At 63.3% G+C, this 25,174-nt stretch carries 30 protein-coding genes; 13 read left to right on the top strand and 17 right to left on the bottom strand.

The window, feature by feature from the left end:
• Window positions 1-20: 20 nt before the first annotated feature.
• The 17 genes from IFR23_RS02540 to IFR23_RS02460 all read right to left on the bottom strand — a co-directional run bounded on the left by IFR23_RS02540 (window position 21) and on the right by IFR23_RS02460 (window position 14,996).
• Complete coding sequence (locus IFR23_RS02540) at window positions 21-1,325, bottom strand: phage major capsid protein (RefSeq protein ID WP_192974551.1); 1,305 nt, start codon at window positions 1,323-1,325, stop codon at window positions 21-23.
• Window positions 1,326-1,344: 19 nt separating this feature from the next.
• Window positions 1,345-2,271, bottom strand: coding sequence for a S49 family peptidase (locus tag IFR23_RS02535; RefSeq protein ID WP_192974550.1), 927 nt, complete (start codon window positions 2,269-2,271; stop codon window positions 1,345-1,347).
• Window positions 2,271-3,575, bottom strand: coding sequence for a phage portal protein (locus IFR23_RS02530; RefSeq protein ID WP_192974549.1), 1,305 nt, complete (start codon window positions 3,573-3,575; stop codon window positions 2,271-2,273). The genes IFR23_RS02535 and IFR23_RS02530 overlap by 1 nt, the downstream gene beginning before the upstream one ends.
• A gap of 2 nt (window positions 3,576-3,577) precedes the next feature.
• On the bottom strand, window positions 3,578-5,284 hold the full coding sequence (locus IFR23_RS02525) for a terminase large subunit (RefSeq protein WP_197978236.1): 1,707 nt from the start codon (window positions 5,282-5,284) through the stop codon (window positions 3,578-3,580).
• Window positions 5,281-5,844, bottom strand: a complete 564-nt coding sequence (locus IFR23_RS20105; RefSeq protein WP_244655395.1) for a hypothetical protein — start codon at window positions 5,842-5,844, stop codon at window positions 5,281-5,283. Before IFR23_RS20105 ends, IFR23_RS02525 begins: the two co-directional genes overlap by 4 nt.
• Before the next feature lie 130 nt (window positions 5,845-5,974).
• A complete protein-coding gene (locus IFR23_RS02515) occupies window positions 5,975-6,307 on the bottom strand; it encodes an HNH endonuclease (protein ID WP_244655394.1) in 333 nt (110 codons plus the stop codon).
• A 32-nt stretch (window positions 6,308-6,339) separates the two neighbouring features.
• Window positions 6,340-6,978, bottom strand: coding sequence for a DUF3164 family protein (locus IFR23_RS02510; protein ID WP_192974547.1), 639 nt, complete (start codon window positions 6,976-6,978; stop codon window positions 6,340-6,342).
• Window positions 6,975-7,142 (bottom strand): hypothetical protein, encoded by a 168-nt coding sequence (locus IFR23_RS02505; protein WP_192974546.1) that lies wholly within the window; start codon window positions 7,140-7,142, stop codon window positions 6,975-6,977. Before IFR23_RS02505 ends, IFR23_RS02510 begins: the two co-directional genes overlap by 4 nt.
• Window positions 7,142-7,411, bottom strand: coding sequence for a hypothetical protein (locus IFR23_RS02500; protein WP_192974545.1), 270 nt, complete (start codon window positions 7,409-7,411; stop codon window positions 7,142-7,144). The genes IFR23_RS02505 and IFR23_RS02500 overlap by 1 nt, the downstream gene beginning before the upstream one ends.
• Window positions 7,412-7,552: 141 nt before the next feature.
• A complete protein-coding gene (locus IFR23_RS02495; RefSeq protein ID WP_192974544.1) occupies window positions 7,553-8,173 on the bottom strand; it encodes a hypothetical protein in 621 nt (206 codons plus the stop codon).
• Window positions 8,154-8,561, bottom strand: coding sequence for a LexA family protein (locus tag IFR23_RS02490; RefSeq protein ID WP_192974543.1), 408 nt, complete (start codon window positions 8,559-8,561; stop codon window positions 8,154-8,156). The genes IFR23_RS02495 and IFR23_RS02490 overlap by 20 nt, the downstream gene beginning before the upstream one ends.
• 730 nt (window positions 8,562-9,291) lie before the next feature.
• Complete coding sequence (locus tag IFR23_RS02485) at window positions 9,292-10,254, bottom strand: DUF2806 domain-containing protein (protein ID WP_192974542.1); 963 nt, start codon at window positions 10,252-10,254, stop codon at window positions 9,292-9,294.
• A 230-nt stretch (window positions 10,255-10,484) separates the two neighbouring features.
• Window positions 10,485-11,303: a hypothetical protein gene (locus IFR23_RS02480; protein WP_192974541.1), complete on the bottom strand. Its 819-nt coding sequence runs from the start codon at window positions 11,301-11,303 to the stop codon at window positions 10,485-10,487.
• A gap of 274 nt (window positions 11,304-11,577) precedes the next feature.
• Entirely contained in the window at window positions 11,578-12,138 is a 561-nt protein-coding gene (locus tag IFR23_RS02475) for a hypothetical protein (protein ID WP_192974540.1), read from the bottom strand.
• Window positions 12,139-12,161: 23 nt separating this feature from the next.
• Window positions 12,162-12,893 carry a hypothetical protein gene (locus IFR23_RS02470; RefSeq protein ID WP_192974539.1) on the bottom strand — a complete coding sequence of 244 codons (732 nt, stop codon included), beginning with the start codon at window positions 12,891-12,893 and terminating at the stop codon, window positions 12,162-12,164.
• A 228-nt stretch (window positions 12,894-13,121) separates the two neighbouring features.
• A complete protein-coding gene (locus IFR23_RS02465; RefSeq protein WP_192974538.1) occupies window positions 13,122-14,054 on the bottom strand; it encodes a hypothetical protein in 933 nt (310 codons plus the stop codon).
• Window positions 14,055-14,411: 357 nt separating this feature from the next.
• Window positions 14,412-14,996 carry a helix-turn-helix domain-containing protein gene (locus IFR23_RS02460; RefSeq protein WP_192974537.1) on the bottom strand — a complete coding sequence of 195 codons (585 nt, stop codon included), beginning with the start codon at window positions 14,994-14,996 and terminating at the stop codon, window positions 14,412-14,414.
• Between the two features lie 67 nt (window positions 14,997-15,063).
• Between IFR23_RS02460 and IFR23_RS02455 the strand changes: the two genes are divergently transcribed.
• From IFR23_RS02455 to IFR23_RS02400, 13 genes are all read left to right on the top strand, one after another.
• On the top strand, window positions 15,064-15,342 hold the full coding sequence (locus IFR23_RS02455) for a hypothetical protein (RefSeq protein WP_274599153.1): 279 nt from the start codon (window positions 15,064-15,066) through the stop codon (window positions 15,340-15,342).
• A 244-nt stretch (window positions 15,343-15,586) separates the two neighbouring features.
• Window positions 15,587-16,066: a hypothetical protein gene (locus IFR23_RS02450; protein WP_192974535.1), complete on the top strand. Its 480-nt coding sequence runs from the start codon at window positions 15,587-15,589 to the stop codon at window positions 16,064-16,066.
• 165 nt (window positions 16,067-16,231) lie between these two features.
• On the top strand, window positions 16,232-16,357 hold the full coding sequence (locus IFR23_RS20400; protein ID WP_274599149.1) for a hypothetical protein: 126 nt from the start codon (window positions 16,232-16,234) through the stop codon (window positions 16,355-16,357).
• Window positions 16,354-16,698 carry a helix-turn-helix domain-containing protein gene (locus tag IFR23_RS02445; RefSeq protein ID WP_192974534.1) on the top strand — a complete coding sequence of 115 codons (345 nt, stop codon included), beginning with the start codon at window positions 16,354-16,356 and terminating at the stop codon, window positions 16,696-16,698. Before IFR23_RS20400 ends, IFR23_RS02445 begins: the two co-directional genes overlap by 4 nt.
• The gene (locus IFR23_RS02440; protein WP_192974533.1) at window positions 16,695-16,877 is read left to right on the top strand and encodes a hypothetical protein; all 183 of its coding nucleotides are present in this window, start codon (window positions 16,695-16,697) and stop codon (window positions 16,875-16,877) included. The genes IFR23_RS02445 and IFR23_RS02440 overlap by 4 nt, the downstream gene beginning before the upstream one ends.
• The gene (locus tag IFR23_RS02435; protein WP_192974532.1) at window positions 16,874-17,122 is read left to right on the top strand and encodes a hypothetical protein; all 249 of its coding nucleotides are present in this window, start codon (window positions 16,874-16,876) and stop codon (window positions 17,120-17,122) included. Before IFR23_RS02440 ends, IFR23_RS02435 begins: the two co-directional genes overlap by 4 nt.
• Window position 17,123: 1 nt before the next feature.
• Entirely contained in the window at window positions 17,124-17,390 is a 267-nt protein-coding gene (locus IFR23_RS02430) for a DUF2312 domain-containing protein (protein ID WP_192974531.1), read from the top strand.
• Window positions 17,390-17,581: a helix-turn-helix transcriptional regulator gene (locus IFR23_RS02425; RefSeq protein WP_192974530.1), complete on the top strand. Its 192-nt coding sequence runs from the start codon at window positions 17,390-17,392 to the stop codon at window positions 17,579-17,581. The genes IFR23_RS02430 and IFR23_RS02425 overlap by 1 nt, the downstream gene beginning before the upstream one ends.
• A gap of 469 nt (window positions 17,582-18,050) precedes the next feature.
• A complete protein-coding gene (gene uxuA, locus IFR23_RS02420; RefSeq protein ID WP_244655393.1) occupies window positions 18,051-19,250 on the top strand; it encodes a mannonate dehydratase in 1,200 nt (399 codons plus the stop codon).
• Between the two features lie 39 nt (window positions 19,251-19,289).
• The gene (locus IFR23_RS02415; protein WP_192974529.1) at window positions 19,290-21,224 is read left to right on the top strand and encodes a CocE/NonD family hydrolase; all 1,935 of its coding nucleotides are present in this window, start codon (window positions 19,290-19,292) and stop codon (window positions 21,222-21,224) included.
• Window positions 21,225-21,385: 161 nt separating this feature from the next.
• Window positions 21,386-22,873, top strand: coding sequence for a UxaA family hydrolase (locus tag IFR23_RS02410; protein WP_192974528.1), 1,488 nt, complete (start codon window positions 21,386-21,388; stop codon window positions 22,871-22,873).
• Window positions 22,870-24,354, top strand: a complete 1,485-nt coding sequence (locus IFR23_RS02405; protein WP_192974527.1) for a mannitol dehydrogenase family protein — start codon at window positions 22,870-22,872, stop codon at window positions 24,352-24,354. Before IFR23_RS02410 ends, IFR23_RS02405 begins: the two co-directional genes overlap by 4 nt.
• The gene (locus IFR23_RS02400; RefSeq protein WP_192974526.1) at window positions 24,344-25,144 is read left to right on the top strand and encodes an IclR family transcriptional regulator; all 801 of its coding nucleotides are present in this window, start codon (window positions 24,344-24,346) and stop codon (window positions 25,142-25,144) included. Before IFR23_RS02405 ends, IFR23_RS02400 begins: the two co-directional genes overlap by 11 nt.
• The last annotated feature ends 30 nt before the right edge of the window (window positions 25,145-25,174 follow it).

Here is a 25,174-nt window from a genome sequence, read left to right as displayed (position 1 = left end):
CGTTCAGGCCGCCGACGGGGTTACGCGCCCCAGGTGACGCCGGTGAGCATCGAGAACGCGGCTGCGTACCGGGTACCGGTGTCGTGCTCGGCGATGAGGCGAACCACGGTCTCGTCGTTCGAGAACGCCGAGCGGATCGTGCCGGCATCGTCGTATGCCGCGGTGTCCGAGCTGGCGATCGTCACCGCCTCGGTGTCGCCGATCAGCAGCTGCGAGAAGTCGCCGAAGTAGATCTCCGACTCGTTGCCGCCTGCGCCGAGATTGTCCGGCACCGACGTCGTCATGCCGATCGGATAGCCGTACAGCGTACCGCTCGCGCCGACCTCGGGGAACGCCAGGTTTCCGTTACCGTCGCGCAGCGTCTCGAGGAACATCTTCGAGCGCGGGCTCATGATCCAGCCGCAGCTGATCATCGGCACGTTGGCGTTGATGACCCGCAGACGAACCTTCATCAGGTCATTGGTGACCGACACCAGCGTCCCGCCGGCGGTGATCGCGATCTTGTTGCCCGCGGGCATCAGTGCGGCCAGGCCGTTCGGCGTGAGCGTGTCGCCGGTGTTGCGGATGAACACGGCGTCTTCCTTGACCGCCACGCCCTCGAGCAGATCGTCGCGCACCATCTGCACCACGCCGATCGAGGCGCGGCGAATCAGCTGGTTGGTGATCGGCACAAGCGCGCGCAGCGTCTTTGCCGACATCGACATCATGCCGACCTGCACGTCGGTCGTCGGCGCCGGCTGACGTTCGCCGACATAGCCGGCGGTCGTGCCCTGCGTCTTCTTGCGCATGCTGAGGTTACCCTCGGGCATCGGGATCGAGCGCGCGCCGAGGCGGCGCACAACGACGCGGGGGCGCAGCAGGTCGATGAAGTCGGCGCTATAGGCGGTGTTGATCAGGAAGCCGCCCCGAACGTTGGTCGACTGCTCCTGGTTGGCGACGATCTGGCCGGTCTCGGTGCCCCAGACCTGCTCGGCATGATCTGCCGCGGCGCGTTGGTCCATGTTGCAGGCCGCAAGCGACATGGTGATGCGGGTGAACATCGTACCGGCCGGCAGCTGCACCGCAGGCGTCGCGGGTACCGTACCGGGCCCGCCGGTGGGCGTGCCGACGACGATCGGCGCCGCGGCGGACGCCTTCAGCTTGAGGACCTGCTCTTCGCGGCCGATCTTCGCCTGAATGCCGGCCGCCTCGGTCATCTTGGCGTCAAATTCGACCTGCTCTTCGGCGGTCAGGTCACGGTCGCCGTCGGCGGTTGCGGTGGTCGTGATCAGCTCGGCTGCCGCGAGAACGCCGGCAAGGCTCGTCTTGAGCTCGGTGATGCGCATAGGTAGGTCTCCTGGGGGTTCAGAGGCCGGCGCGGGCGTGCGCAAGCTTCAGGTTGTTCTCCGCGGCCGTGCGCCGGGTGGAGGAAGTGCGGGTCGCAAGGCGGCGGATCGCGCCGTCCAGGCCGTCGGCCTCGACGCGGTCGGCCATGCCGGCCTTCACCGCCGGACCGCCGGCGAGGACGCCGCCTTGTCCGAAGTCGCTGCGGACAACCGCCTCGGTGACACCGCGGCCGCGCGCGACCGCCGCGATGAACACGTCCTCGAGCGCGTCAACCGTGCCGCTGATCACGGCGCGCCCTTCCTCGGTGGTGAGATCGGGGCGCTTGTTGGGCGCGTTCTTGCTGACGATCGCGATATCGCGCCGGCCGGCCTGGTCGGGGTTCTCCTGGACGCTGCCGCCCATCATCACGCCGATCGAGCCGACCATCGCGGTCGCGTCGATCGAGATCTGGTTGGCCTGGCTGATGATCCAGTAGGCGGCGGAGCAACCCATGCCGGTGACATGCGCGAAAACGGGCTTGGGCGACTGCGCGACCATGCGCGCGAACTGCGCGATATCGGTGGTGACGCCGCCCGGGCTATCGACGACCAGCAGGATCTTGCGGACGGCCGCGTCGGCCTGAAGGACACGGAAGTCGGCTGCGAGCAGATCGAGCGCGACCGCACCGCCGCCCGACGGGTTCATCATCGCCGCGCGCGGCAGGATCGGGCCGAAGATCGGGAGGGCGCCGACGCCGTCGCGGATCGCTGCCGATCGCGTGCCGGCTGCGCGTTCGCCCATTTGCGCGATTGCCTCGAAATGCCGCTCGACGTGGCCGTCCTCGGCGACCGCCTGGACAGCCGGGTGATCGAGCGCGCGGATTGCCATCGCCTCGATGGCCTCGAGGTAACCGGGCATGATCGCCCAGGGCACGGACCGAATGGCCGCTAGGATACGGTCGTTCATTACTGGTCCTCACTGTTTTGGGGGGGCGGCAAAGCGGCCGGCGCGGGTGGCTGCTCGCCCTCGATCTGCGAGCCCGACCCGACGCGGTACTTCTCGCCGCCTGGTCGCTTGTTGCGGTTCTCGAGGCTGCGGACCTCGTCCGGATTGAGCACGCCCTTGTCGATCGCGATCGAATACGCCTCGTACCGGCTCTTGATATCGCCCTTCAGCAGGGCGTCGGGCAGGAACTCGAAGAAGTGACCGGGCTCGGCGAACTGGTGCGTCGCGGCTGCGGCGACGCGCTCGAAATGGCCCATCATCGAATACAGGATCAGCTCGAGGCTCTGCTGCTCGATGTTCGAAAACGTCGCGCGGCTCAGCTCGAAGACGACATGCGGGGGAACGCCGAACGCGCGTGCGATCTCGACGACGTAGAAGCCGCGGACCTCGACATACTGGCTCTTCGCATTGTCGTGCGCGAGGAACTTCGCATCCATCTCCTGATCGAGCACGGCGACGGCGCCGGCGTTCTTCGGTCCGGAGAAGCGGCTCTGCCAGTCCGTCTTGAGCTTGGTCTTGTCGCCAGGCTCCATTTTTGCCTTCGACGTCAGGATCGTCGACGGCTGTGCGTTGTTCTCCCAGAAGCGCGCGGCGAACGCCGACGTTGCCGCGGCCGCCTGCAGCGTGTCCTGCAGCAGCTTCAGTCGATCGATGCCGACCAGGCCGTCGCGCGAGAAACCCGGGATGAACCACACATCGTTGCGCGTCAGTCGCTCGAACGTGCCGTCGGGCAGATGCGTATCGTAGAACACCTCGAGCCCGTCGGTCTTGTCCCAGCTCGACACTGGCGAGATCCCGTGCGGATCCACGCGCGAAAGCTTGCTGGCACGGTAGAGGCCGTCGCGGTGAACATATCCGGCGAATTTGCCGGTCATGATCAGATCACCGAGCATCAGCTCCTTGAACAGGAAGGCGTTCTGCACGTCATTCGTGCGCGTCCGGAGCATGATTGCCGGCGGGGCGTCGTCGACGCGCACCTTGCCGCCGTCTTCCTCGCGGTAATAGATCAGCGGCGCCATCGCGAAGAGCCCGGTCAGCACCTCGAGCGCGCGCAGCACCGCGGGCGATGACAGCGCGGCATGCTCGCCGATCGGCGCGCCGCGCGTGCCGCCCAGCAGGTTGAGGAAGGTGAAGCCGCCGGGGTCGTTCATGCCGTCCGCGCTGGCCTGGACGGACGGCGTAGTCGGTTCGGCCGAGGTGGTGACGTTGCGACGGGCTTCGGCTTCTGCCGCGCGTGGCGACAGCTGATATCCGCTGATCGACATGCTCAGATCCCCGTATATTCGAAGGTGTTCGTCCGCGGGTTGCGCGTCATCAGCACCACGGCGTTGAAGCCTGCCAGCAGCGGATCAATCTTCGCCGTCCCCGACACCTGCTTGGTGATCAGGATGGCGCTGCCGCGCGGCTCGACCTTCGCGTTGCCGACACACCAATTCATCAGTTTCTGGCCGGCGTGCTTGAACGTGCCGTCCTTCAGCTTGCGCTCGGTGCCCTTGATCGCACCGGTCAGGCGGAACCCCTGCGGGACGGCGACCATCTGCTCGGCGGTGAAGCCGCGGCTGGCCAGCTCGTCGACCAGGGCGGCAACGCCTTGCGGATCCAGCCCGATCGCCGCCTCGTCCGGAAACAGGCCCGCATCCTTCACCAGCTCGAGCAGATCCGCGACCTCGACCAGGTCCTGCGTCGGCTCGTCGCAGCGGATCAGCGTCTTCTCAGCCATGAAGTCGTGGAGCTTGCTGACGATATCCTTGCGGCGTTCGAACACGTCGAGATGCGCCCAGGCCCGGTTCCACATCAGCCAGACGCGCGGATCAGACTTGAGCCGGCCGAGCAGCGCCAGGCCGAACAGATCGTCGAGCCCGCCGCCATCGATGCCAGCGACGGCGACCTCGACCAGCTCGAGGAACTGCTCGAGCGAGCCGTCCCAAAGCTCGACGGCCGCCTGCGCCTGGGACCAATAGACCGCACCGATCCAGGCATCATGCCGCAGCCCGACGCCGATCTCGACGTTCAGGTGCTTGGCGTAAAAGACCTGCTTGGTGCCGTCCTCGGCGTTCTCGATCTGGCGAAACTGCCCCTCGAGCCATTTCTGGCTGACCGACTTCCCCATGTTCGGGTTGGTGATGTAGAAATTGGCCGGATCCAGATGCTCGTCCGCGGCGAGCATTTCGTCGGGGAACTCGTAAAGAACCGGCAGAAACTCGTTGTTGACGACCTTGCCGTCGCGGACGTCGCGGGCATAGGCCAGCTTCTCCTTGAACACGCCGGCGGGCGGCTCGTCCGACTGCGTCGTCAGATAGAGCGTGTAGCCCTCCGGACGCGATACCTGGCCGCCGGCCGCCTCGCGCAGCATCGAGTCCGCGTTCGCCTTCTTGCCGAAAAGCCATAGCTCGTCGACCAGCACCCGGCTGGCTTTCTTGCCCGATACCGTTGCCGCGTCGGCCGCGACGACTTTCAGCGTCGCCTTGGTGTCGCGGTTGGTGATCAGCCGGACATGCTCCTGGATATGGAGCAGGTCGTCTAACTCCTCGTCCGCGCGGATCATGTCGCAGGCCGGCTTGAAGCTGTTGCCGGCGACCTCGATCGTCGGCGCCAGGATCAAATTCTCGTCCGACGGCCGCCAGCCGCAGATCAGCTCGGTCAGCATGATGCCGGCCGCGATCGTCGACTTGGTGTTCTTCTTCGACACCAGCAGCAGGCCCTCGCGGATCAGCTGCTCGCCCGTTTCCGCGTTGTACGCGCCGAAGATCGCAGCCGCGAAGTCGAGCAGCCATTCGTCGGCGCTCTCGCCGATCGTCCACGTCTCCCCCGTTGCCGGGTTGATGCCGAGATCTGCGATCTTGAGCGCGCAGAAGACCGCCATCTTCGCCTCGGCCGAGGCAGGAAACAGCGGCGTGAACGGGATAAGGGTGCGGCGATCGCGGATCCGTCGTTTCCAGTCGAGGCACGCCGTCGACCAGATGGGATCGGTCAATTGATCGTCCGAGTCGGCGCGCCGATCGCGCCGAACTTGCGCCCGGCCGCCGCGGCACGATCCTGCGCCTGCGCTTTCTTGCCCTTCGCGGGCGCGGCCGCCTCGTTGATCGTCTTGAGCGACGTCGCGAGGTTCTTCAGGATCTGCGACCGCGCCGGCAGCGACACCGCCTTCATCATGGCGTTGCGCCGGCTTTCATCCTCATCGTTGGCTGTCATGATCTCGATCGCCTCTTCAAGCTCGCCCTGGTAGCTGGTCATCGTGTCCAGCTCGTCGAGCATGCGAGCGGCCAACTGGCGGCCGTTCTCGGCGATCGTGCCGGCGTCGAGCGGTTCGCGGGGTTCCGCCGGCGCCGCCTGGGGTGCGCGCGGCGCGGGAAGCAAAGTGCGCACCGGTTCGCGGGCGCGCACCGGCCGTTTCCAGCCTTTTGCCTTCGCGCGCTTACGAATAGCCGCTTCCGATATTGCGTAACGGTCAGCTATTTCCCGGATCGAGTCGTCGCTCGACAAGTATTCGCGCTCGATTTGCGCCCACTCGTCAGGTGATTTGCGAACTGCCATCGACCAGCACCCCGCCACCAAAGTACGCACCCGGGATCACCCAGGAGGAAATAATCTCCGCATGGGAGCCATAGGGGTCCAGGGGGTCGGCACCCCTCAGGGATCGACTCACCCCCCTGCCCCCGCGTGGTTATCCAAGTGCGGCGCGCTCGGCCCGCTGTTTGCGGCTATCGTGGCACGGCTTGCAGAGGGTCTGCAGGTTGGCGAGCAACCAGAAGAGCCGCTCGTCACCGCGATGCGGGTCGCAGTGGTCAGCGATCAGGAGCGACGTGTCGGCCGACGTAAAGCCGCAGCCAGGCCACTGGCAGGTGTAGAGGTCCCGGATGAACACCGTGATGCGCAGGGCCCGCCAGCGGGCCGACTTGTACCACTGGTGCCAAGGCTTGAAGAGGCGGCGATCGGCGTCGGCGCTGCGCTCGACGGGGGCAAGGGAGCCCATGGTCGGCTTCAGCCTGGTAAGCATGCTACCGATCGCCTTCAACTTCCCCATGACGCTTACGCGGACGCCAGATCGATGGTGACCGGGTGCCAGGTCTCGTCGTGTGCGGGCCGGTCGTAGAAGCGGACGTAGGTCTTCGAGCCGATGATCCGGATGGAGTCCTTGATCGCCTCCATGGCACGCAGCCAGCGCACGTCGTCGAAGTCGAGGCGGAGCAGGCGGAACAGCTCGGCTCGGTTGATCTGGCCTTCCTTGTCGACTTGGAACACGCCGTTGACCACGGCCTGCAGCTCGACCGGCGAGCCGCCTGCCCAACCCATCAGGCACTCGTCGATCAGGACCTTGGCGGCCTGCAGCTCGGGCCCGAACTCGATGAGGTCGGCGACCTGCACCTGCGCCCGCTCGCGACCGTCGAAAGTGAGCAAGGTGATGTTGCCCTTCTTCCCGCCGACGGTCGTGCCGTACTCCTGCGCCAGCAGTGCCTGGAAGGCACCGACGCGCTCGAACGTCCGGACCTTGAACGCGGCGACGAGGGCGGATAGCTCGCGCGCGTCGGTGAGGATGGCGCGCACCGTCTCGTCCATGAGCAGATCGACCGGCTTGACCGCGGCGAGCGGGACCAGGCTGCCCTTGGCATCCCGAAGGTACGGGATGCCGGCGACGTCGATCGCAGCGAGGTGCGGCTTGGTGATCATGCCGGCGTCCCTTGGGGCGCGGTCGGCACGGTGCTCGCGACGATCATCTCGACCGGCAGGAACTTCAGGATCTCGCGCATCAGGCTGACCGGCACGCCGATCAGGGCGGTGTCCGGATGACCGGCGTCGACGGCACGTCGCATAGCCTCGCGTGGGATAGCCATTACCAAACTGCCTTCGTGCCGTCGGCACTGACATAGAGGGGCGGACGGGCAGCGCGGGGAGCGCCGCCTCGGAAGGCGGTGAGGAGGTCGCTGGCGATGCCCTGCGCCATCTCCTCGAGGACGTTGTAATCGTCCGAAGATACGACGCCCAGCCGCGCTCGTTGCGTCAGTTCATCGAACCGCGGCGTGATGCGTTCGAGCTGATCGGCCAAATTCGAGTTCGGCTGGGCGGACCGCAGTGCAACTGGCCGCGGATGATCGTGATGCATATCAGACCTCCTCTTGCGAACCGCACGGCCCTTCAGGGGGGCGGACCGTGCCAAACAGATGCAACTGTGGCGGGGTCGATTTGCGAGTTACGTGACCGTTTGGGCAGGTGCCCTTGTGGGAAGTTCCCCAAAGGTAACCCCTTAGCAGCGCTTCCAGCTGTCCAGCGCCGATACCAGGATCGATCGCGCCCGCCGGTTGGAAAGGCGCCAGTCCCGCGCGGCAGTCGTCAACGCCATGTCGTCGACGATGATCGCGAGCAGCATCGCGCCATGCGGAGCGACGGCTTCGCGCCAACGGGCGTATGCGCGCTCCCGAATCACGGCAGCAATTGGCGCGTGCGAAGCGCTGTGCGGCCCGCCGCCCGAGCTGCGCGGTTCCAAGTTCGCAGTGCGCACCGCAACTTCGGCCGTGATGGAATGGTACGCCTCGGCGATCTGATCGGCCGCGGCGAGCTGGTGCGCGTCGATCGCGCCGGTAGCGACGAGGCGGGCAAGCGCACCTTCGCGCTGCGCCTGCGCCGCGGCATGCTCGTGCGTCTCGGCCGTACCGTTCGTCTTATGCGACCAATCCTCGCGTAGCCGAACGCGCTCCTCGATGCCGGGTGCCAGCACGAAGATCGCCGGCGTCTTGCCCTTCTTCAGCCGGTTCGCGCCCTTGGGTTTCGGACGCGGTTCGCCAAGCACCAGGTGCGCAACGCGCTGCCCCTCGCGCTCGAGGGAATGTGCGAGCGAGAACGCCGCGTCAGCAGGTAGGTGTGGCATGGAGATCCCCGGCGTCGACGTCAGGGATATGCTCGAGGATTGCCACAAGCGGGAGATGACCTTGTGGTAACGGCAGCACGCGATCGCCATGCTTAAAATCGTCGTCGACGACGACGCCCATGCTGCGCATCCGTTCGAGTAGCTGCCGCTCCAACAGCCCGGGCACGGTGATCGCCCGTTGCGCGCCCGCCGCGCGCTCGATCATCTTCTCGAACGCCAGCTTCTTGACCAACGCCTTAGCCCGGGTGTCACTGACGTCGAGCGCCAGCGCGATCTCACGCATTGCCGGGCTGCGGCCATGCTCGAGGATGTAATCGGATATGAAATCGAGTGCCTGCTGCTTACGGCTCGCTCGTGCCGGTAGCACCTCTGAATATGCTCCCATCATTCCCCCGGATCCCCTGGGAGAACATAGGGGGAATCGCCGCAAATGCCACATTTATGAGGCACCATTCAGACTGTGCGATGTAAGTAGCAGCTAGTCTTTCGTTGTCCGCAACCAACTATCAACCAGGCCACGCTGCCGCTCGACGATAGTAAGCATTTCAGCCCGAATTTTGGTAATCTTCGGTAGATTTTCATCGAGTATGCTGAGGGATGCGCCGGTTAACCCAGACGTAGTGATCCCGAGCTGGGCGGACCCTACTGCCGCCTTCGAGGACGACATTATCTGAAGAGTATCGCTCGTCATTACGGGCAATTTTTCGGATCCGATATCGACAAGAGCTCCCTCCAAATGCGTGAGCATTCGTGTGCAGTCATCGAAGCGCGCCAAATTAGTGTTTGCTAAGGCGTTCGATCCTGACCCCGCGGCAGCTACGGCATCTCGTCCTTGTTGCACCACGTCCAAGCAGAGCTTGAATATTGCGTCTGCACCATGAAGGCGGTCGCGCCGAGTAGTTCGCGAAGCAAGAATTACCGTTCGTCCAGCGACATAAATCGCACCGGCCGAGCCTATCGCCTGAAACCACGCCGGTAGGGATTCAACCCAGGTAGAACACTCAGCCATCCTATCGATCCTGCCTTCTTTAGCCAATGCGGCGGATATACCCTTCGACGCACCCCGCCATGCCGGCGGTATTCAACCGTCGTGCGACAGTGTACCCCAACAAAAGCACTTAGGGCATAGTAGGTGCTTGGTAGATAACCTCGACCGGCTTGCCGGGAGAGAGTAACTCAACCCTGTTCACGCCTTGAGTTGCGAGCCTTAGCCCGGCCTCCCGCATATTTGCTTCGTAATCTGGTCGGGCGAGAATGCTGCCGATCTCGCGCCCAACGCGCGTAAAGTCGATACCGACCCATCGAGCGCCACAATGCTCTGGGAAGCGGATTAGCAGAAAGGTCCCGTCAGCGCTCATGGGTGTCCAAGGAGCGCTACCATTCAAGATCGGGTTGAATGGCGGCAAGAACTGGGCGGTTTCGGAAGGCGCCATTAGGCCAGCTTGTGCCAGCCGCTTCCACCGCGCGAAGCCCTCACCTAGTTGGTACTCAGTTCCGAAATCAACTGCCTCGCCGACGCTTTTCGCCCACACGAAGCCAAAGTCAGCGGCGATTGCCTGATCCAGTTCGCTGACAGTTCGCAAGGTTGATAATGCAAAAGAGCCAGGCCGCTTGACCTGGCCGGCCAGTATGCGTCCGAAAAGGTCCTGCAGCTTCTCTGACGAGGCATCCTCGGCGAACCGCATGAATGTGTTCATCCAGTCGTCGTCAGGCGCCGCTGTCTTAGTTTCGTCACCTGTGTCGGAGGCCACATGCTCGGCGGCGCGCTCCGCGACACCGATCCTGTTTTTAGCTTTGCGCAGACCAGTTGGCAGGTAGATTTCTGCGGCTGCCTGCATAACCAAGGGCTCTACAACGCCTCCATCGGCCGCCGCTTTCGCCACCGCAGCGGCAAACGCAGTTCGAGCCGCCGTCGTGTCCTCAATACCTTGAGCGTACTGTTTCAGTTTCGCTGCGGGTATAGCCGTAAGACCACCCAGTAAGTCGCTAAGGGCCTTAAAGAACGATGTTCGGACTGGTGCTGGTAAGCCCGTCATGGCCCCGGTGATCATCGAAAGCCCGGTTTCCTCGACGTTGCTCATCATTGTCTCGCCAATTTGCTTGGTCGTAGCTTAGCAGCCTCTCAGGGCACTAATAGTAGATGTTTGCCTGCGGCGGATACACCCTCCGCCGCCGCCTTTCCAAACCCGCGAAATAACGTCGTTTCTGGCCTTCGTATTACACGTTGTACCCCCGCGATACCCCCGTCTGGTAAGGCTGTATCGCCACATCCGGATCGTCGACGGCTCACCTTACAAGGGCCGTTGGCCCCTTACCGAGTCCAAACGTGGTCGCTCAAGACGCTGTAGTGCGTACCGTGGATCGTCGGCTTCCGATTCACACTGAACGCAAAACGTCGATCTGGGCTGCTTTTCTCAACAAATGGCCCATCCATATGAGCGCCCCCGAGTAAGAAGGGATGCTCGTACAATTCATCCAGAAGCACTTCTATTTTGGCGAGCCGTCTCGTTTCGCCGGGCGGGATAGGAGTTACTTGGTTATGCTGAAGGAAGGCGCGCGGCGTTTCAGCAGCCGATGTCCAAGTATGCCGTACAGAATTGACTACACATCCGCTGCCTCCCACGTTTGTCGCTGCAATATTAAATGTGAGAGAGGCATTCTGCCCTACTGTTTCGACGATGTCTTCCAACGAAAATACAATGGTCGGCTTCTGAGCCTCTATACTATTTTTTAGCCCGTCTTGAGCAGCGACTGCCGCTGCCCGGCCATACCATGCAGCGAAAGCTGCAGCGATAAGTGTCCAAACTCCAAATATCGTGCCGGCGATTAGCAGCATGGTTTGCCGAAAGCCTACTTCAACCGCGGCAACGGCCGAGTCAGCTGATCGTGCCGTCTGCGCCAATTCACGGTCACTCTCTCGTTCCAATGCGAGTGCGCATTTATACTTTTCATCATCGACTTGAAGCGGGGGTAATTTAGCAAGACGGGACGGCATGCAGGCCTGTGACCCAGGATAATAACTCGCGTCTTGCTCGTACATGTCTGCATGGTTCGGCAGCGAAGGGTATTTGGGAATCATCCACGCCCACATGGCACCGGAGATGAGCAGCAAAGCGACCAACGCTATCACGAACCTTCGATCATTTCTCAGCATCGACATTCCAAAAATTGCAGGCGCGCTTCCCAGATGCGAGCCGGGCTCGGCGATTGTGACGAAAAGCAGATATCCTTATTCAGCCTACGTAGCATAAGTCTTCTCGCCCAAAAACGGAGGAGACACCCTCCGCCGCAGCTAGCCAGCAGCAGGGAAAATCATGGTCTTGTGTGCCTCGTACGGCGCCTAGTACCCTTGCTGTACCCCAGACAGGGGGGGGGCGACATAGTCACCCGGAAATACGCAAGTTCTAGACGTCGGTCTCAATCTCCGAGACATCATCGGCCTGAACTGGCGCAAGCGGCTCGTGTTCTTCCAGCCCCAATTCGTGTTGGCGGGCCTCATCCGGGATCGGAAGATCCGAAATGCGCACTATAGGAATATCGCACAGCTTGGCTCTTCCAATCAGCCCCTTGTCGTCTGTATAAAACGCGTCGCAGCGAGCAACTTTGCAGATCGCGAGTATCTGTCGATCTACCTTTACCTTCTGGTACGGCTCAGCTCCCGATTTTTTGTCAAGCGCCGCGAATATATCGCGATTAAGAAAAGCCAACTCGAATGCAGCAAGTTCGTCAAAGGGACGAACTTCAAACACCTTCGATCGATTCACGATCGACAGATAGTCGCCATTTGTAGGTCCGATTAACGTCAGCACCTCCGCGACTACCGGCGTCGGAATCACGATCTTGCTTCGGCTCCGCTGAAGTTTACCTAAAAGGCCTTGAAGGCGCTGCTGGACGTACTCCGTAGGCAGTCCCGTGGTTGGATCGTTTGGAGCGCGCGATTCTGGGTTCAGCAAAAGACTCAACATCGTCGAGTCAAATCCAACTCGCATCAGGCAGCGCCCCCACGCATAGATAACAGCTGCTCCGTGCTATCGGCAGGCCAGTTAGCCTTCACACTACGAAGCTTCACTACGACGTCATCGAGCTCGTCATCGTCGAGTGCCTCAAACGATTGTACCTGCAGACGGGTTATTTCCCATCTACCAGTGCCGGTACGCTGCCAACTTGCGATGCCGTGCAGACGCAATGGCTGGTAAAGGTATCGGCCGATCTTCGCGGCCAGCTCGCGGGGCGCAGTGCAGCCGGCGACAATCATTCCGGACGTTTCCTGCACGAGCAACTGAGCATAGTCACGCTGACCGCCGATCCGGATAAGTTCTCCCTCGACGCTCGTTTCCTGCCGGAGCGCGTGCACAATCTGATCCTCGCCAAGATCGATTTTCTTAAACTCCAGGAGCTTACCTTCTTTTGCCTGCAGTATCGCCGACTTGCCGCCGTCCTCCGAAACAAGCCGGCGTATGCGATCGTAAGCCTGCCGGCGGCGACCCGAGCCGCCTCCTTGCCGGACTTCGCTCACACGATTTCTGGCATTAACTGCCACGGCGTGAGGCATCACAAGCACGGGCTTGGTGCTCGACTTCTGAATCTCGATGAGGTGCATCTCCGACGCTTGTCCGAGAATGATGCTCAGTTCGCCGAGATACTCCATCAGGCGGTCGAGCGGCATCGTTTCCGGCGTGTAGCCCGGCACGATAAATTCGAAGCGCTCCAAATCGTTCACCTGAAGAGCCTACGTTGCGACTATCGGCTCTTCAATAGCCCTTAGGCAATAAAGCGCGGGCCACGATTGCGGCGAAGATCCCCTCTGCCGCAACCACGGACATGTCACGCAAGATGCGCCATTCGCGAACGCCATGCGGCGTAACGCACCTCAACGATACCCCAATGGCGTCCGTCGAATTGACCAAAACAAACTGATCGACCTTCAGTACTACGAACCCAAGATTCGTTAGAAGACCGCTGCTTTTTTCGCCACCGCCGTTGGAACTCCGAGCCTTCCCCCGAAAGGCGATATGAGTTCCTCAACCCGCTGACCGAAGTGATCCGCGAAGGTATCACCAGTAATTTCGGGGAATACGATGGCGTAATAGGATCCATCCACACCATCACCCACATGATGAACCTTTGCATCGATCGCAAGACGAATAAGCTGTTCAGATATTTGCGGCCTGTAATCGTTATCTAATGTAAAGAAGTACGCTGTACCAATGCTGTTCGTCACCCTCTTAGTAAACTCCATCCTTTGAGTGCCGACTAAGGAACTCCTCAGAGGTGGCGCTGGGCGGTTTATCTTTGCGCTGATCTCGTCTAAGCGATCTAGAACATATTGCTGGATTGGAACCTCTCGTTCTCCAGGCTGAACAACGTCAACTACTACCTGGCCAAGGAATGGGATATATCCCTCTTTGCGTGAGGCCTCATCCTTTGCGATCAAAGTGGCCGAAAGCTCCTCGATGAAACTCTCCATTTCTAGAATGCTCAGCGACGGTGGGTATTGAAGCGCGTGAAAATCGCGAATGTCGAAAGGGATCGTACCGCCGACGTTTACGATGACCACGGTTGGTTTTTTCGATGCCAGTCGTAGTCCAAGCTCCAGCATGACGTTTGGGTTGCTGTCGCTGATGTCGGCAACCACGAGCGGGAAGTGGAAGATGTTTCCAATAATGCGTTCCGATACACGGTCAGCCGAAGAGTTTTCCCAAACCGGCGCAGCGACGAACCCGGCTTTTTCGATAGCTCGGCTTAGCAGAACACGTACTGACGACCAATGAGCCTCCGAGTGATTGGCGGTCGCAGAGATTGGTATAATAATTCCGCAGGTACGCTTTGCTTCTGCGGCGCTAGCTACGCCCTCAACTAACGCGTCTTGGTCCTCGGACATTCCCATCCCCTTTTCTTGATGATCTACCTAGTCATCTCCAACGATCCGATGTTGCGGTGGAGAGACCCTCCGCCGCAGCCGTCCGAGACCGTGTAAAAGCGGTCGATCCTGAGCCCGCATTCGACGTTAAGTACCCCCTTAATACCCCGATCGTCGGTTGGGCTAGCGGGCACTACAGCCTCCTCAGTTTCCTTCGATATCACTTGGCCGTGGCTGGCTGACTTCCTCAGTCAGCCACTCGCGCTTCCAGCTTTGGGTTGATATAGAACAAAATAGGAACACGGGGACTGAGCGGTTTGGCGAAGGCGGTATATCGATCGACACCAGGCTGCGAGCAGGGCTGCTCTCGATGCCGCATCAGCTGCGCCGCCCTGGCTGGGCTGCGCGATGATCGACATTCTCAATTACTCGACGCGAGAGCCCGGTATCGGATCGATCCAACGGAACTTCATCGATCTCATCTGCAGCGGCGCGAAGAATTGTGGGCAAGCTCCTGGCGAGCTCATGAACTAACTCGTCCCCCGATAGGCCTGGCGAAGCCTGCAGGAATCCATTCAGTGCATCTTCGAGGGCTGCGGCGCTCGGAAGGCTGATGGGAGGCGCTGGGATCGGGATATCAGCGAGTGAGCAAGCCAGCTGGAGTAACGCCCGCTGATTTACGGGAGGAAGTGCGTCGAAGGCACTCACAATCGAGGACTGATCTTCGTTCAGTCCATCGCTCGCTCGTCTGCCCGTCAAAATAAAATGCGGATCAACGCCAGTGCGGATCAGGCTGAGCAAATATTGAATATCAAATGGCCGTTTACCCGATTCGTACTCAAGTTGGCTGCCGCGTTTGACGCCGCCAATCTGGCCAAAATCAGTCTGACTCATGCCTTGCCGTTCACGTTCCTGCTTAAGGCGCGCGCCGACCTCCACCAAATTGGACGAATAATCGATCAACGTTGCTTGACCCTGTTCGAATAATCGTCCAACTGTGGACGGTATTGACCAACAAAGCGGACATAGCATGGTTTGCGCAGTCGCCAAGGATGAGGAACGTAGAGGCCGACCGTTCGCACCGCGTCCGGATCCGGCTCGGATCGAAGCGTTACGTGCCCGCATGACCGCTGAGGGCCAAACCGTTGCCGCGCTCGCCGTTCAAATCGGTGAAGACGCCTCGAACGTCTACAAGGTGCTGAGCGGTACTCGCGCGGCCTCGTCCGGTGTTGGCCACCGCGTTGCGGTAAAGTTGGGGCTGAAGGATAGCCCTATTATCGAGGTCCCAGTCCACGAGATTGCTCGATGACCAGCGAGGGCCCCTCATTAGTTTCTCTCTGCCGCCACCCTGGCGGCGAGCGTCGACGGCATTTCCTCCCCTGTGTGTCGTCGACGTCACCAATCTACCCTTTCGACCGCTTGCAGACCGGTCGAAACTCCCGTTTGGTCGTCCGACACGACCGGGCGTCCGCCCCTCGTCTGTGTCTTTCTGGATTGCACGTCCCGACGCCGGTCGTCCCCAACGATCGGCGCCACCTTTTCGCGGCAACGACATGACGAAGATCAAAGCTCCGCTGTCGATCGACGCCGCTCTTGCGCGAATCGCCGGACAGTTTGAGAACGGCTACAAGGATCTCGCGCGCATCGTCGAGCGGCACGAGTCTACCGTCCGCGCTTGGGGTGATGACGGCAGGTCGGATCAACAGATGCCTATGCCGGCTGCGATCGCCCTCGACATCGCTTATCAGCGCGAGGGCGGCGATGGCAGCCCGCTATTCGAAACCTTCGCTCTGCAGGTTAAGGTAGCCCGCGAGAAGGCGTTCGCCGGCGGCATCGCACTTGCCCAACGAGCCTGCATCCAGATCCGCGAAGGCGCTCAGGCAAACGAGGCGATTGTCCTCGCAAGCCTACCGTCCGCTGGTCCTGCCCAGCGGGCGCAAGCGATCCGTGAGCTGGAAGATGTCGTACGCGAGTCAACCACCACGATCGCACTTCTCGTGACCGGCGATCCCCTTCCCGAGCCCCCACCGTGATCTGACGCCCTGCGGCGAGCGCCGCTGCTCAAACTGCCAACCCTGCCGATCCTGCCGCGCCATTCCGCGACCGGGAGCGGTTTTCTGCTGCCTGGATACTTTGCCATGCTCAACCGACGCAAAGCCCTCACGAACATATCGAAAGCCCTCCAGGAGCAGGCTCATGTGCTTCAACTCCTGAACTCTCCACGTGACGATTACATCCCGCAAGGTCTGCGCTTGCTGCTCGACGCGATCGATTACGTCGATGTTGCAGCGAGTTCGCGCCTTGATGGTCGGCCGAGCGAATGACCGTCGCCCCCTCCCGTGCGGCGATTACCGCGCCGATCATCGCACCGTCGATCACTCCGGGCACGTACATCCGCCTTCGTCGCGAACACGCTGGCCTGACGATCGAGAATGTCGCGATGATGATCGAGAGCTTTCCGCAGGTCACTGTGCAGCGCCGTATCGAAGGGCTCACGATGATCGAGGCGGACGTCGAGGCGATCTCGCCCTCGACCGCCATAGTGCTGCACGAGGTGATCGGCGTCGACCTGCGGGTCCTAGCCTACTGGATGGCGATCGCTGAAGGCGCAAAGCCCTCACCCGTCGGCATTCTCGGCGCGGCAAACCCGGCGATTTCTTCGTGAGCCGCGCGCGCACCGTCCACGCGATCGCTGTCATTCTGAGCGGCGTAGCGCTCGCTCTGGTCCTGTTCGGATCGGTCGGCCCCGCGATCGGCCTGCTCTCAATTGTCACCATCCTGCTGACGTGGAGCCTCGAAGTGCTCCGCGCCGCCATCCAACCCCGTCCGGAGAAAAGGTCATGAGCCGTCAGCCGAAGATCGAGCACACTTTCCGCCTGCACGAACCGCATCTGCGTATCGTCGAGATCCACGATCACGACTGCGACTGCGCCTCATGCGCGCCGTACGTACCCAGCGATCCCGATCGTCTGACCTCCGTCGACATGGGCAAGCTTGCCTGCCTCGGCGCGACGGTAGGTTCCGCGATCATGTTCGCCATCAACCCGGGCGGTGCCGCAGCTGCCCTCCTTGCTACGATTGGACGCTGACATGGCCGAAGAACGCCAACACGGCATGGGTGGCGGCGCTGTCGCCGCCGACGAACTCCGCCTTCTGATTGAACGCGCCGAGCGCCTTCAGGAAGAGAAGAAGGGCATCGCCGACGACATCGCCGACGTGATGGCGGAAGCAAAGGGCCGCGGATACGACCCCAAGGCCATCCGCAAGATCTTGGCGATCCGAAAGAAAAAGAAGGACGAGTACCAAGAGGAGGAAGCCATCCTTGAAGTATATCTTCAAGCACTGGGGATGATCTAATGTTGGCAACCGGTCGCTACCTTCGCCTGCCTGATGTCTTGCATGAAACCGGCCTCGGCAAGACGACAATCTATCACCTGATCAACGAGGGGTCGTTCCCGAAGCCTGTAAAGATCGCGCGCCGCGCGGTGGCTTGGCGCGAGGGCGCGATCGAAGCCTGGAAGGCCAACCGCCAAGGCCCATCCGAATAGACCAAATTTTTAAAGGTGGGGGCATCGTCGGGGGCACCGACGCTCTTCGCACCGTGATACCTCTAGTTATATCAAAGGTTTATTCATGCAGTTTGCGACGTACTCAGGGAGCCATTTTCGTACGCCAAGGCGACGAACTTACCGACCATACCGGTGTCGGTCTCACATCAAATAATCCATCGGTATTATGCCTCTCCGCGGCGGACTATTCGCGTCTCCATCGACCGTTTGCTTAAGGCGGAACGTGGTGAGCCCATCTTGGCGAAGCGCTGGTTCGGTAATGTCACCCGCCCTTTGGAACCGGTGACCGGCCGGGCGCGGATATCTGCGGCGATCCGATTACCCATGAAATTTTCGGCCGCCACTTGTCGGACATACGCCGCGCATGGTCTTTGGCGCGAAATTGCGGCGGCGGCCGGGATAAGTCCGACGCTGCTGACTCGCCCGACGGTGGAGAAGGACAATGCCGATGATCGAACACGCCATGGTTCAGACGATGCGCTGGTTCGGTCCGTCCGACCCGACGTCGCTTGCCGATATCCGCCAGGCGGGGTGCACCGGGATCGTCACCGCGCTGCACGACATCCCCAACGAGACCGTGTGGCCGGTCGACGCGATCATGGCGCGCAAGGCGCTGATCGAGGCGGCGGGGCTGACTTGGGCGGTCGTCGAAAGTGTGCCCGTGTCCGAGGCGATCAAGCGCAACACGCCCGAACGCGCCACCGCGATCGCCGCGTATCAGGAGACGATCGTCAATCTCGCCGCCTGCGGGATCACCATCGTCACGTATAATTTCATGCCGCTGCTCGACTGGACGCGGACCGACCTCGCCTATCCGATGCCCGACGGTGCGCTGGCGCTCCGCTACGAAGCGATCGCCCTCGCGGCGTATGACCTGTTCATCCTGCAACGCCCGGGCGCCGCCGACGCGTATGCGCCGGACGTGCAGGCCGCGGCGCATGCACGGTTCGAAGCGATGAGCGACGCGGACCGCCGCTCGCTCGAAAACACCATCATCGCCGGGCTTCCGGGTAGCGAAGAGCATTTCACCTCCGCCGATTTCCGCGCCGCCATCGCCAGCTATGCGGGGATCGACGCGGCCGCGTTGCGCGCCAACCTGATCTCGTTCCTCGAGGAGATATGCCCGGTCGCCGACGCGCACGGCGTCCAGCTCGCGCTGCACCCGGACGATCCGCCCTTCCCGCTGTTCGGCCTGCCGCGCATCGTCAGCACGCAAGCGGACCTCGACCTGCTGGTCGCCGCCGTCCCCAGCGCCGCGAACGGGCTCTGCTTCTGCACCGGATCGCTCGGCGTCCGCGCCGACAACGATCTGCCCGCAATGGTGCGCCGGTTCGGCGAACGCGTGTATTTCCTCCATCTGCGCAACGTCGAGCGCGACCACGCCGGCAATTTCCACGAAGCCACGCATCTCGGCGGCAGCACGGACATGGCCGCCGTCATGCAGGCGGTACGCGAGATCTCGGTCCGTCATCGCCGCAGCATCCCGATGCGCCCCGATCACGGCCACCAGATGCTCGACGACCTGAACAAGCGGACCAACCCCGGCTATTCGACGATCGGCCGGCTGCGCGGGCTGGCGGAGTTGCGCGGGCTGGAACTCGGCATCGCCCATGCCGCGACATCGCAATTGCTCCTGCGGCCCGGTTGAGCGTAGCGTGCGGCAACGCTGTCACGGAGCCCGTCCCGCATGAAACTCACGATCCTGCCCACGATCGCCCTCGCGTCGATCGCACTGGCCACCGCCGCCATCGCCCAGGACAAGGTTGCGCCGGCCGGTGGCGACATCCCCGCGAAGTTCGTGCCGCCGACGACCGCGCGCGATTACGTCAAGCGCGAGGTCATGATCCCGATGCGCGACGGGACGAAGCTGTACACCGTCATCGTCTATCCCAAGGGCGTCACCAACGCGCCGATCGTGCTCACGCGCACGCCGTACGATGCGAAGAGCCGCGCGAACCGCTCCGACAGCTCAAGCATCCTCGCCACGCTGCCGCTCGCCGACGAGATGTTCGTCAAGGCGGGTTATATCCGCGTCTACCAGGACATCCGCGGCAAATACGGGTCGGAGGGCGAGTACGTCGTCACGCGCCCCGTCATCGGCCCACTCAACCCGACCAAGGTCGATCATGTCACCGACGCGTACGACACGATCGACTGGCTGGTGAACAAGGCGAACCTGCCCGAGAGCAACGGCCGCGTCGGCATGATCGGCTCGTCCTACGAGGGATTCACGGTCGCGATGGCGTTGCTTGCCCCACACCCCGCGCTGAAGGTGGCGGCGCCCGAGAGCCCGATGATCGACGGCTGGATGGGCGACGACTGGTTCCACTACGGCGCGTTCCGTCTCGCCAACATCGCATGGCTCGGCAGCCAGACCGGCTACAAGGGAGCGGGCAAGGCACCACCCACCGGGGGCTATGACGATTACGAGAATTTCCGCGAGGTCGGCTCGGCCGGCGACTGGGCGAAGAAGTCCGGTTACGATCAATTGCCCTATTGGCAGCGAATGGTGTCGCACCCCGCCTATGACGGCTTCTGGCAGGGCCAGGCGCTCGACAAGCTGCTCGCCGCCAACCCGTCGAACGTGCCGACGATCTGGGAACAGGGGCTGTGGGACCAGGAGGACATGTACGGCGCGATCACCGCATGGGAAGCGCTGAAAGCTAAGGGCAAGCTCGGCAACAACCACCTCGTGATGGGTCCGTGGCGACATAGCCAGATCAACCGCGAAGGCCGCAGCCTCGGGCCGTTCCAATGGAATGGCGACACCGCGCAGCAATTCCGCGAGGACATGCTGCTCCCCTATTTCAACCAGTATCTGAAGGATGGCGCGCCCGTCACGCTGCCCGCAGCCGCGATCTACAACACCGGCGAGAACCACTGGGACAAGTTCGCGACGTGGCCGCTCGCCTGCGAGACGGGCTGCACGTCGCCGCTGAAGCCGATCTACCTGCAGGAAGGCGGCGCGCTCGGCTTCGGCACGGCGACGACCGGTGGTGACAGCTATGTCTCCGATCCGTCGAAGCCCGTGCCGCATCTGCCGCGCCCGGTGAACTTCGGTGACGGCCGCTGGGGCGACTGGCTCGTCAGCGACCAGCGCGGCGTCGATGGGCGTCCCGACGTGATGACCTACACCACCGAGGCGCTGACCACGCCGGTGCGCGTGTCGGGCGCACCGATCGCCGACATCTTCGCCAAGACGACCGGCACCGACGGCGATTTCGTCGTCAAGGTGATCGACGTCTACCCGGCGGAGAACGCGAGCGATCCGAAGATGGGCGGCTACGAACTGCCGATCAGCCTCGACATCTTCCGCGGCCGCTATCGCCAGAGCTTCGCCAAGCCGACCGCGATCCCGGCAGGCAAGGTGCAGGAATACAAGTTCCGCCTGCCGACCGTGAACCACGTGTTCCAGCCGGGCCACAAGATCATGATCCAGGTCCAGTCGAGCCTCTTTCCGCTCTACGATCGCAATCCGCAGACCTTCGTCCCCAACATCTTCCTCGCGAAGAAAGCGGACTACAAGCCTGCAACCGTGACGATCGTTCGCGGCGGCGCGTCGGCGAGCGCCGTGTGGCTACCGGTAGTGCCGCTCGATCAGTCCGCCGCGCTGGCGAAGTAACCGCTGTCCACGCCCGTCCCGTTCGCCATGCCGCACGGCGAGCGGGACGTCGCAAATCCAACCGCAATTTCCGCATGCGAAACTATTTTTACATGTGAAGTCGGCGCGATTTCGGCTAAGCACCGGCTCGATAAGCTTTCAGGCGGTCGAGAAGGTTCGATATGGTCGATGCAGTGATAGTCCATGCCGGCGACAGCGTCGCGACGCTGTTGCATGACGGCGGCGCCGGCGATCGTATCGATACGGGCGCCGCGGTCCTGACGCTCGCGCACGACGTGCCGCGCGGCCACAAGATCGCGCTCGCGCCGATCGCCGCCGGCACCGACGTGATGAAATACGGCTATTCGATCGGTCGGGCGACGGACGCGATCGCAGCGGGCGACCATGTCCACAGCCAGAACCTGTCGACCGGACTCGCCGGCACGCTCGAATACGGGTTCGACCCGGCGGGCGTCTCTCCCGCAAACGCCCCCTCGCCTGCTCCAACCGCAACGTTCCGCGGCTTCGTCCGTCCCGATGGCCGGGTAGGCACGCGCAACGAGATCTGGATCCTGCCGACGGTCGGCTGCGTCGCGCGCACCGCCGAACGCATCGCCGCCAAGGCCAGCGCGCGCTTCGCCGGCACGATCGACGGCGTCCATGCCTTCAGTCATCCGCACGGCTGTTCGCAGCTCGGCCATGATCTTGACGGGACGCGCCAGATCCTTGCGAGCCTGGCCTGCCATCCCAATGCCGGCGGCGTGCTGATCGTCGGACTCGGCTGTGAGGAGAACCAGGTCAAGGCGCTGATCGAGGCGATCCCGGCGTGGCGGCGGCCGGCGATCCGGACGCTCACGGCACAGTTGAGCGCTGACGAGGTCGAGGAAGGTATCGCGCTGGTCGAAGAGCTCGCCGCACTGGCGGCATGCGAGCGACAGGAGGTCGGACTCGACCGGCTGGTGCTCGGCGTCAAGTGCGGTGGCTCGGACGGGTTGTCGGGACTGACCGCCAACCCGCTCGTCGGCCGGATGAGCGACCGCGTCGTCGGCGCCGGCGGGCGCGTCGTGTTCACCGAGATCCCGGAGATGTTCGGCGCGGAACAGGCGCTGATGAACCGCGCCGCCGACGTCGCCGTGTTCGACGCGATCGTCGGCGTGGTGAACGGCTTCAAGCAGTATTTCATCGATCACGGCGAACCCGTCTCGGAAAACCCCTCCCCCGGCAACGTCGTCGGCGGCATCACCACGCTCGAGGAAAAGTCGCTCGGCGCGGTGCAGAAGGCGGGCCGCTCGACGATCGCCGACGTCATCCCCTACGGCGCGCAAGCGCGGATCGACGGGCTGACGATGCTGGAGGCGCCCGGCAACGACGCGGTATCGTCGACCGCACTCGCCGCCGCCGGCGCGACCATGATCCTGTTCACCACCGGACGCGGCACCCCGCTCGGCTTTCCCGTGCCGACGATCAAGATCGCGTCGAACAGCGACCTTGCACAGCGCAAGCCCGGCTGGATCGATTTCGACGCGGGCCAGGTCCTAGCCCAGGGGTTTGCCGCCGCTGAAACCGCGCTGGTCGACTGCATCCGGTCGATCGCGTCGGGCGCCGAGACCGCTGCCGAACGCAACGGCGAACGCGAGATCGCCATCTGGAAACGTGGAGTAACGCTGTGACACGACTGACGTACGCGACGCTCGATCGGCTGCCGACGACGATCCCCAGCCCGCTCGGCCGCACGCCGCCTACGATCGGTATCGTTCATTTCGGGCCGGGCGCATTCCACCGCGCGCACCAGGCAGCCTATGTCGACGCGTTGCTGGCGGACGACCCGCGTTGGGGGATCGCCGCGGTTTCGATGCGGAGCAAGGCGACCGTCGCCGCGCTCGCCGAGCAGGACGGGCTCTACACGCTCGCGGTGCGCGATGCCGATTCGTCGAACCGGGTGATCGGCGCGCATCGGCGGTTCCTCGGTCCCGACGATGCCGCGCAGACGCACGCGCTGCTGGCCGACCCCGCGGTCCGGCTGGTGACGTCGACGGTGACCGAAAAGGGCTATTGCCTCGCCGCCGACGGGACGCTCGATCTGTCCCATGCCGACATCGTCCATGACCTCGCGGGCACCGCGACGCCGCGCAGCCTGATCGGCTGCGCGGGCACCGCGACGCCGCGCAGCCTGATCGGCTGGCTCGTAGCGGGGCTCGATGTACGACGCGTCGCGGGGATCGCACCGTTCGTGCCGATGCCGTGCGACAATCTGGCGAACAACGGCGCCAAGCTCCACGCCGCGCTGGTCGCATTCGCCCGCGCGCGCGATGCGGGGCTGGCGGACTGGATCGCAGGCGAAGTGCGCGTGCCGTCGACGATGGTCGATTCGATCACCCCCGCCTCCGACGCCGCGCTCTACGCCGACGTGGCGGAAACGCTCGGTCTCGAAGACCAAGCGGCCGTGCAACGCGAATCCTTCGTGCAATGGGTGATCGAGGACATCGGCGTCCCGCTCGGCCCCGATCTCGCCTCGGTCGGCGCGACGATCACGCGCGACGTCGCCAGCTATGAGAAGGCCAAGCTGCGGATCCTCAACGGAGCGCATTCGACGCTGGCCTATGTCGGCCTGCTGCGTGGCGCGACCAGCGTCGCGGATGCGATGCGCGACGCGGATCTCGCCGAGTTCGTCGATGCGATGATCCGCGACGACATCATGCCGATGCTGCCAGCCACCGCCGGGCTCGATCTCGATGCGTATCGCGCGGCCGTGCTCCAGCGATTCCGCAACCCGGTCATCGTCCACCGGCTCGACCAGATCGCGCAGGACGGTTCGCAAAAGCTCTCCTACCGGCTGGGCGACACGCTGATCGCCCACCGCCGCGCGGGCCGCATGCCGGCCGGCATCGTCACCGCGTTCGGCGCATGGGTCGCCTTCCTCATCCGCCAGGCACGCACCGGGACGCCGATCGTCGATCCGGCCGGCGAGCGCCTCGCCGCCGCCGCACGAGACGGCACGCCCACCGACGTGGTCGCGCGCCTGATCGATGCGGCGCTGGGCTTCCCCCCCGAACTGCGCGGCGACGATGCGGTTCGCGCGGCCGTCGCCGATGCAGCCGAACGCATCGCGCGCGGCGACTGGACCGCGCTGGGGGCAAGGCATGCCGGCTGAGGACGATCACGACGACGCGGCGGCTCCGGCGAACGCCAAGACGACCTACCGCGCCCCGGCGCTCGAAAAAGGGCTCGATATCCTCGAACTGCTCGCCACCGAGCATGCCCCCCTCACCCTGACCGCGATCGTCCAGCGCCTGCAACGCTCGACCGGCGAGCTGTTCCGCATGATCCAGGTGCTCGAACAGCGCGGCTTCGTCGAGCAGACGATGGAAGGGTATTCGCTGACTTCGCGGCTATTCGACATGGGGCTGGGTCGCCCGCCGATCCGCAACCTGGTGGAAACCGCGCTGCCGGTGATGCGCAGCCTGTCGCTCGAGACCAAGCAATCCTGCCATCTGGTGTTCGCGTCCAGCGGCGACATGGTCGTCGTCGCGCGGATGGAATCGTCCGAACAGCTCGGCTTCTCGGTCCGCGTCGGGCATCGCCGCCCGATCCATCATGCCGCGTCGGGCATCGTCCTGTACGCGTTCCAGCCGGCGGAGGTTCGCGCGCAATGGGAAACGCTGTTCGTGCCGCCCGCCACGCCGGCCGAACGCGCCGACCTCCATGCCGAAGCGGACGCGACGCGCGCACGCGGGCATTTCAACGCGCCGAGCAGCTTCACCGAAGGCATCACCGAGCTGTCCGCCCCGATCCTGCGCGGCGATCACGCCGCGGCGGCGCTGGCGATACCGTTCGTCCGGACCAAGGTGGCGCCGATGGCACTCGACGACGTCGTCGTGCGCCTATGCGACGCCGCAGCGGCGATCTCGCGGATGCTGTCGCTCAACGACGGCCGTATCTGAGGCGCGCGCAAAGGAATCGATCGTCGAGCG

The sequence above is a fragment of the Sphingomonas sp. CFBP 13603 genome (assembly GCF_014892665.1).
GTDB lineage: Bacteria > Pseudomonadota > Alphaproteobacteria > Sphingomonadales > Sphingomonadaceae > Sphingomonas.
Note: the sequence above shows the minus strand (reverse complement) of the source record. Positions and strands in the feature narration are given on the sequence as shown.

What these genes read in the sequence shown, in the direction of transcription:
- IFR23_RS02450 (WP_192974535.1), top strand. Translation starts at nt 15,587, where the DNA reads ATGACGAAGATCAAAGCTCCGCTGTCGATCGACGCCGCTCTTGCGCGA.
- IFR23_RS02530 (WP_192974549.1), bottom strand. Translation starts at nt 3,575, where the DNA reads ATGTCGATCAGCGGATATCAGCTGTCGCCACGCGCGGCAGAAGCCGAA.
- IFR23_RS02500 (WP_192974545.1), bottom strand. Translation starts at nt 7,411, where the DNA reads ATGCATCACGATCATCCGCGGCCAGTTGCACTGCGGTCCGCCCAGCCG.
- IFR23_RS02535 (WP_192974550.1), bottom strand. Translation starts at nt 2,271, where the DNA reads ATGAACGACCGTATCCTAGCGGCCATTCGGTCCGTGCCCTGGGCGATC.
- IFR23_RS02445 (WP_192974534.1), top strand. Translation starts at nt 16,354, where the DNA reads ATGACCGTCGCCCCCTCCCGTGCGGCGATTACCGCGCCGATCATCGCA.
- IFR23_RS02505 (WP_192974546.1), bottom strand. Translation starts at nt 7,142, where the DNA reads ATGGCTATCCCACGCGAGGCTATGCGACGTGCCGTCGACGCCGGTCAT.
- IFR23_RS02455 (WP_274599153.1), top strand. Translation starts at nt 15,064, where the DNA reads ATGGTTTGCGCAGTCGCCAAGGATGAGGAACGTAGAGGCCGACCGTTC.
- IFR23_RS02510 (WP_192974547.1), bottom strand. Translation starts at nt 6,978, where the DNA reads ATGATCACCAAGCCGCACCTCGCTGCGATCGACGTCGCCGGCATCCCG.
- IFR23_RS02490 (WP_192974543.1), bottom strand. Translation starts at nt 8,561, where the DNA reads ATGATGGGAGCATATTCAGAGGTGCTACCGGCACGAGCGAGCCGTAAG.
- IFR23_RS02430 (WP_192974531.1), top strand. Translation starts at nt 17,124, where the DNA reads ATGGCCGAAGAACGCCAACACGGCATGGGTGGCGGCGCTGTCGCCGCC.
- IFR23_RS20105 (WP_244655395.1), bottom strand. Translation starts at nt 5,844, where the DNA reads ATGGCAGTTCGCAAATCACCTGACGAGTGGGCGCAAATCGAGCGCGAA.
- IFR23_RS02415 (WP_192974529.1), top strand. Translation starts at nt 19,290, where the DNA reads ATGAAACTCACGATCCTGCCCACGATCGCCCTCGCGTCGATCGCACTG.
- IFR23_RS02515 (WP_244655394.1), bottom strand. Translation starts at nt 6,307, where the DNA reads ATGCTTACCAGGCTGAAGCCGACCATGGGCTCCCTTGCCCCCGTCGAG.
- IFR23_RS02540 (WP_192974551.1), bottom strand. Translation starts at nt 1,325, where the DNA reads ATGCGCATCACCGAGCTCAAGACGAGCCTTGCCGGCGTTCTCGCGGCA.
- IFR23_RS02485 (WP_192974542.1), bottom strand. Translation starts at nt 10,254, where the DNA reads ATGAGCAACGTCGAGGAAACCGGGCTTTCGATGATCACCGGGGCCATG.
- IFR23_RS02400 (WP_192974526.1), top strand. Translation starts at nt 24,344, where the DNA reads ATGCCGGCTGAGGACGATCACGACGACGCGGCGGCTCCGGCGAACGCC.
- uxuA (WP_244655393.1), top strand. Translation starts at nt 18,051, where the DNA reads ATGATCGAACACGCCATGGTTCAGACGATGCGCTGGTTCGGTCCGTCC.
- IFR23_RS02425 (WP_192974530.1), top strand. Translation starts at nt 17,390, where the DNA reads ATGTTGGCAACCGGTCGCTACCTTCGCCTGCCTGATGTCTTGCATGAA.
- IFR23_RS02465 (WP_192974538.1), bottom strand. Translation starts at nt 14,054, where the DNA reads ATGTCCGAGGACCAAGACGCGTTAGTTGAGGGCGTAGCTAGCGCCGCA.
- IFR23_RS02475 (WP_192974540.1), bottom strand. Translation starts at nt 12,138, where the DNA reads ATGTTGAGTCTTTTGCTGAACCCAGAATCGCGCGCTCCAAACGATCCA.
- IFR23_RS02495 (WP_192974544.1), bottom strand. Translation starts at nt 8,173, where the DNA reads ATGCCACACCTACCTGCTGACGCGGCGTTCTCGCTCGCACATTCCCTC.
- IFR23_RS02435 (WP_192974532.1), top strand. Translation starts at nt 16,874, where the DNA reads ATGAGCCGTCAGCCGAAGATCGAGCACACTTTCCGCCTGCACGAACCG.
- IFR23_RS02410 (WP_192974528.1), top strand. Translation starts at nt 21,386, where the DNA reads ATGGTCGATGCAGTGATAGTCCATGCCGGCGACAGCGTCGCGACGCTG.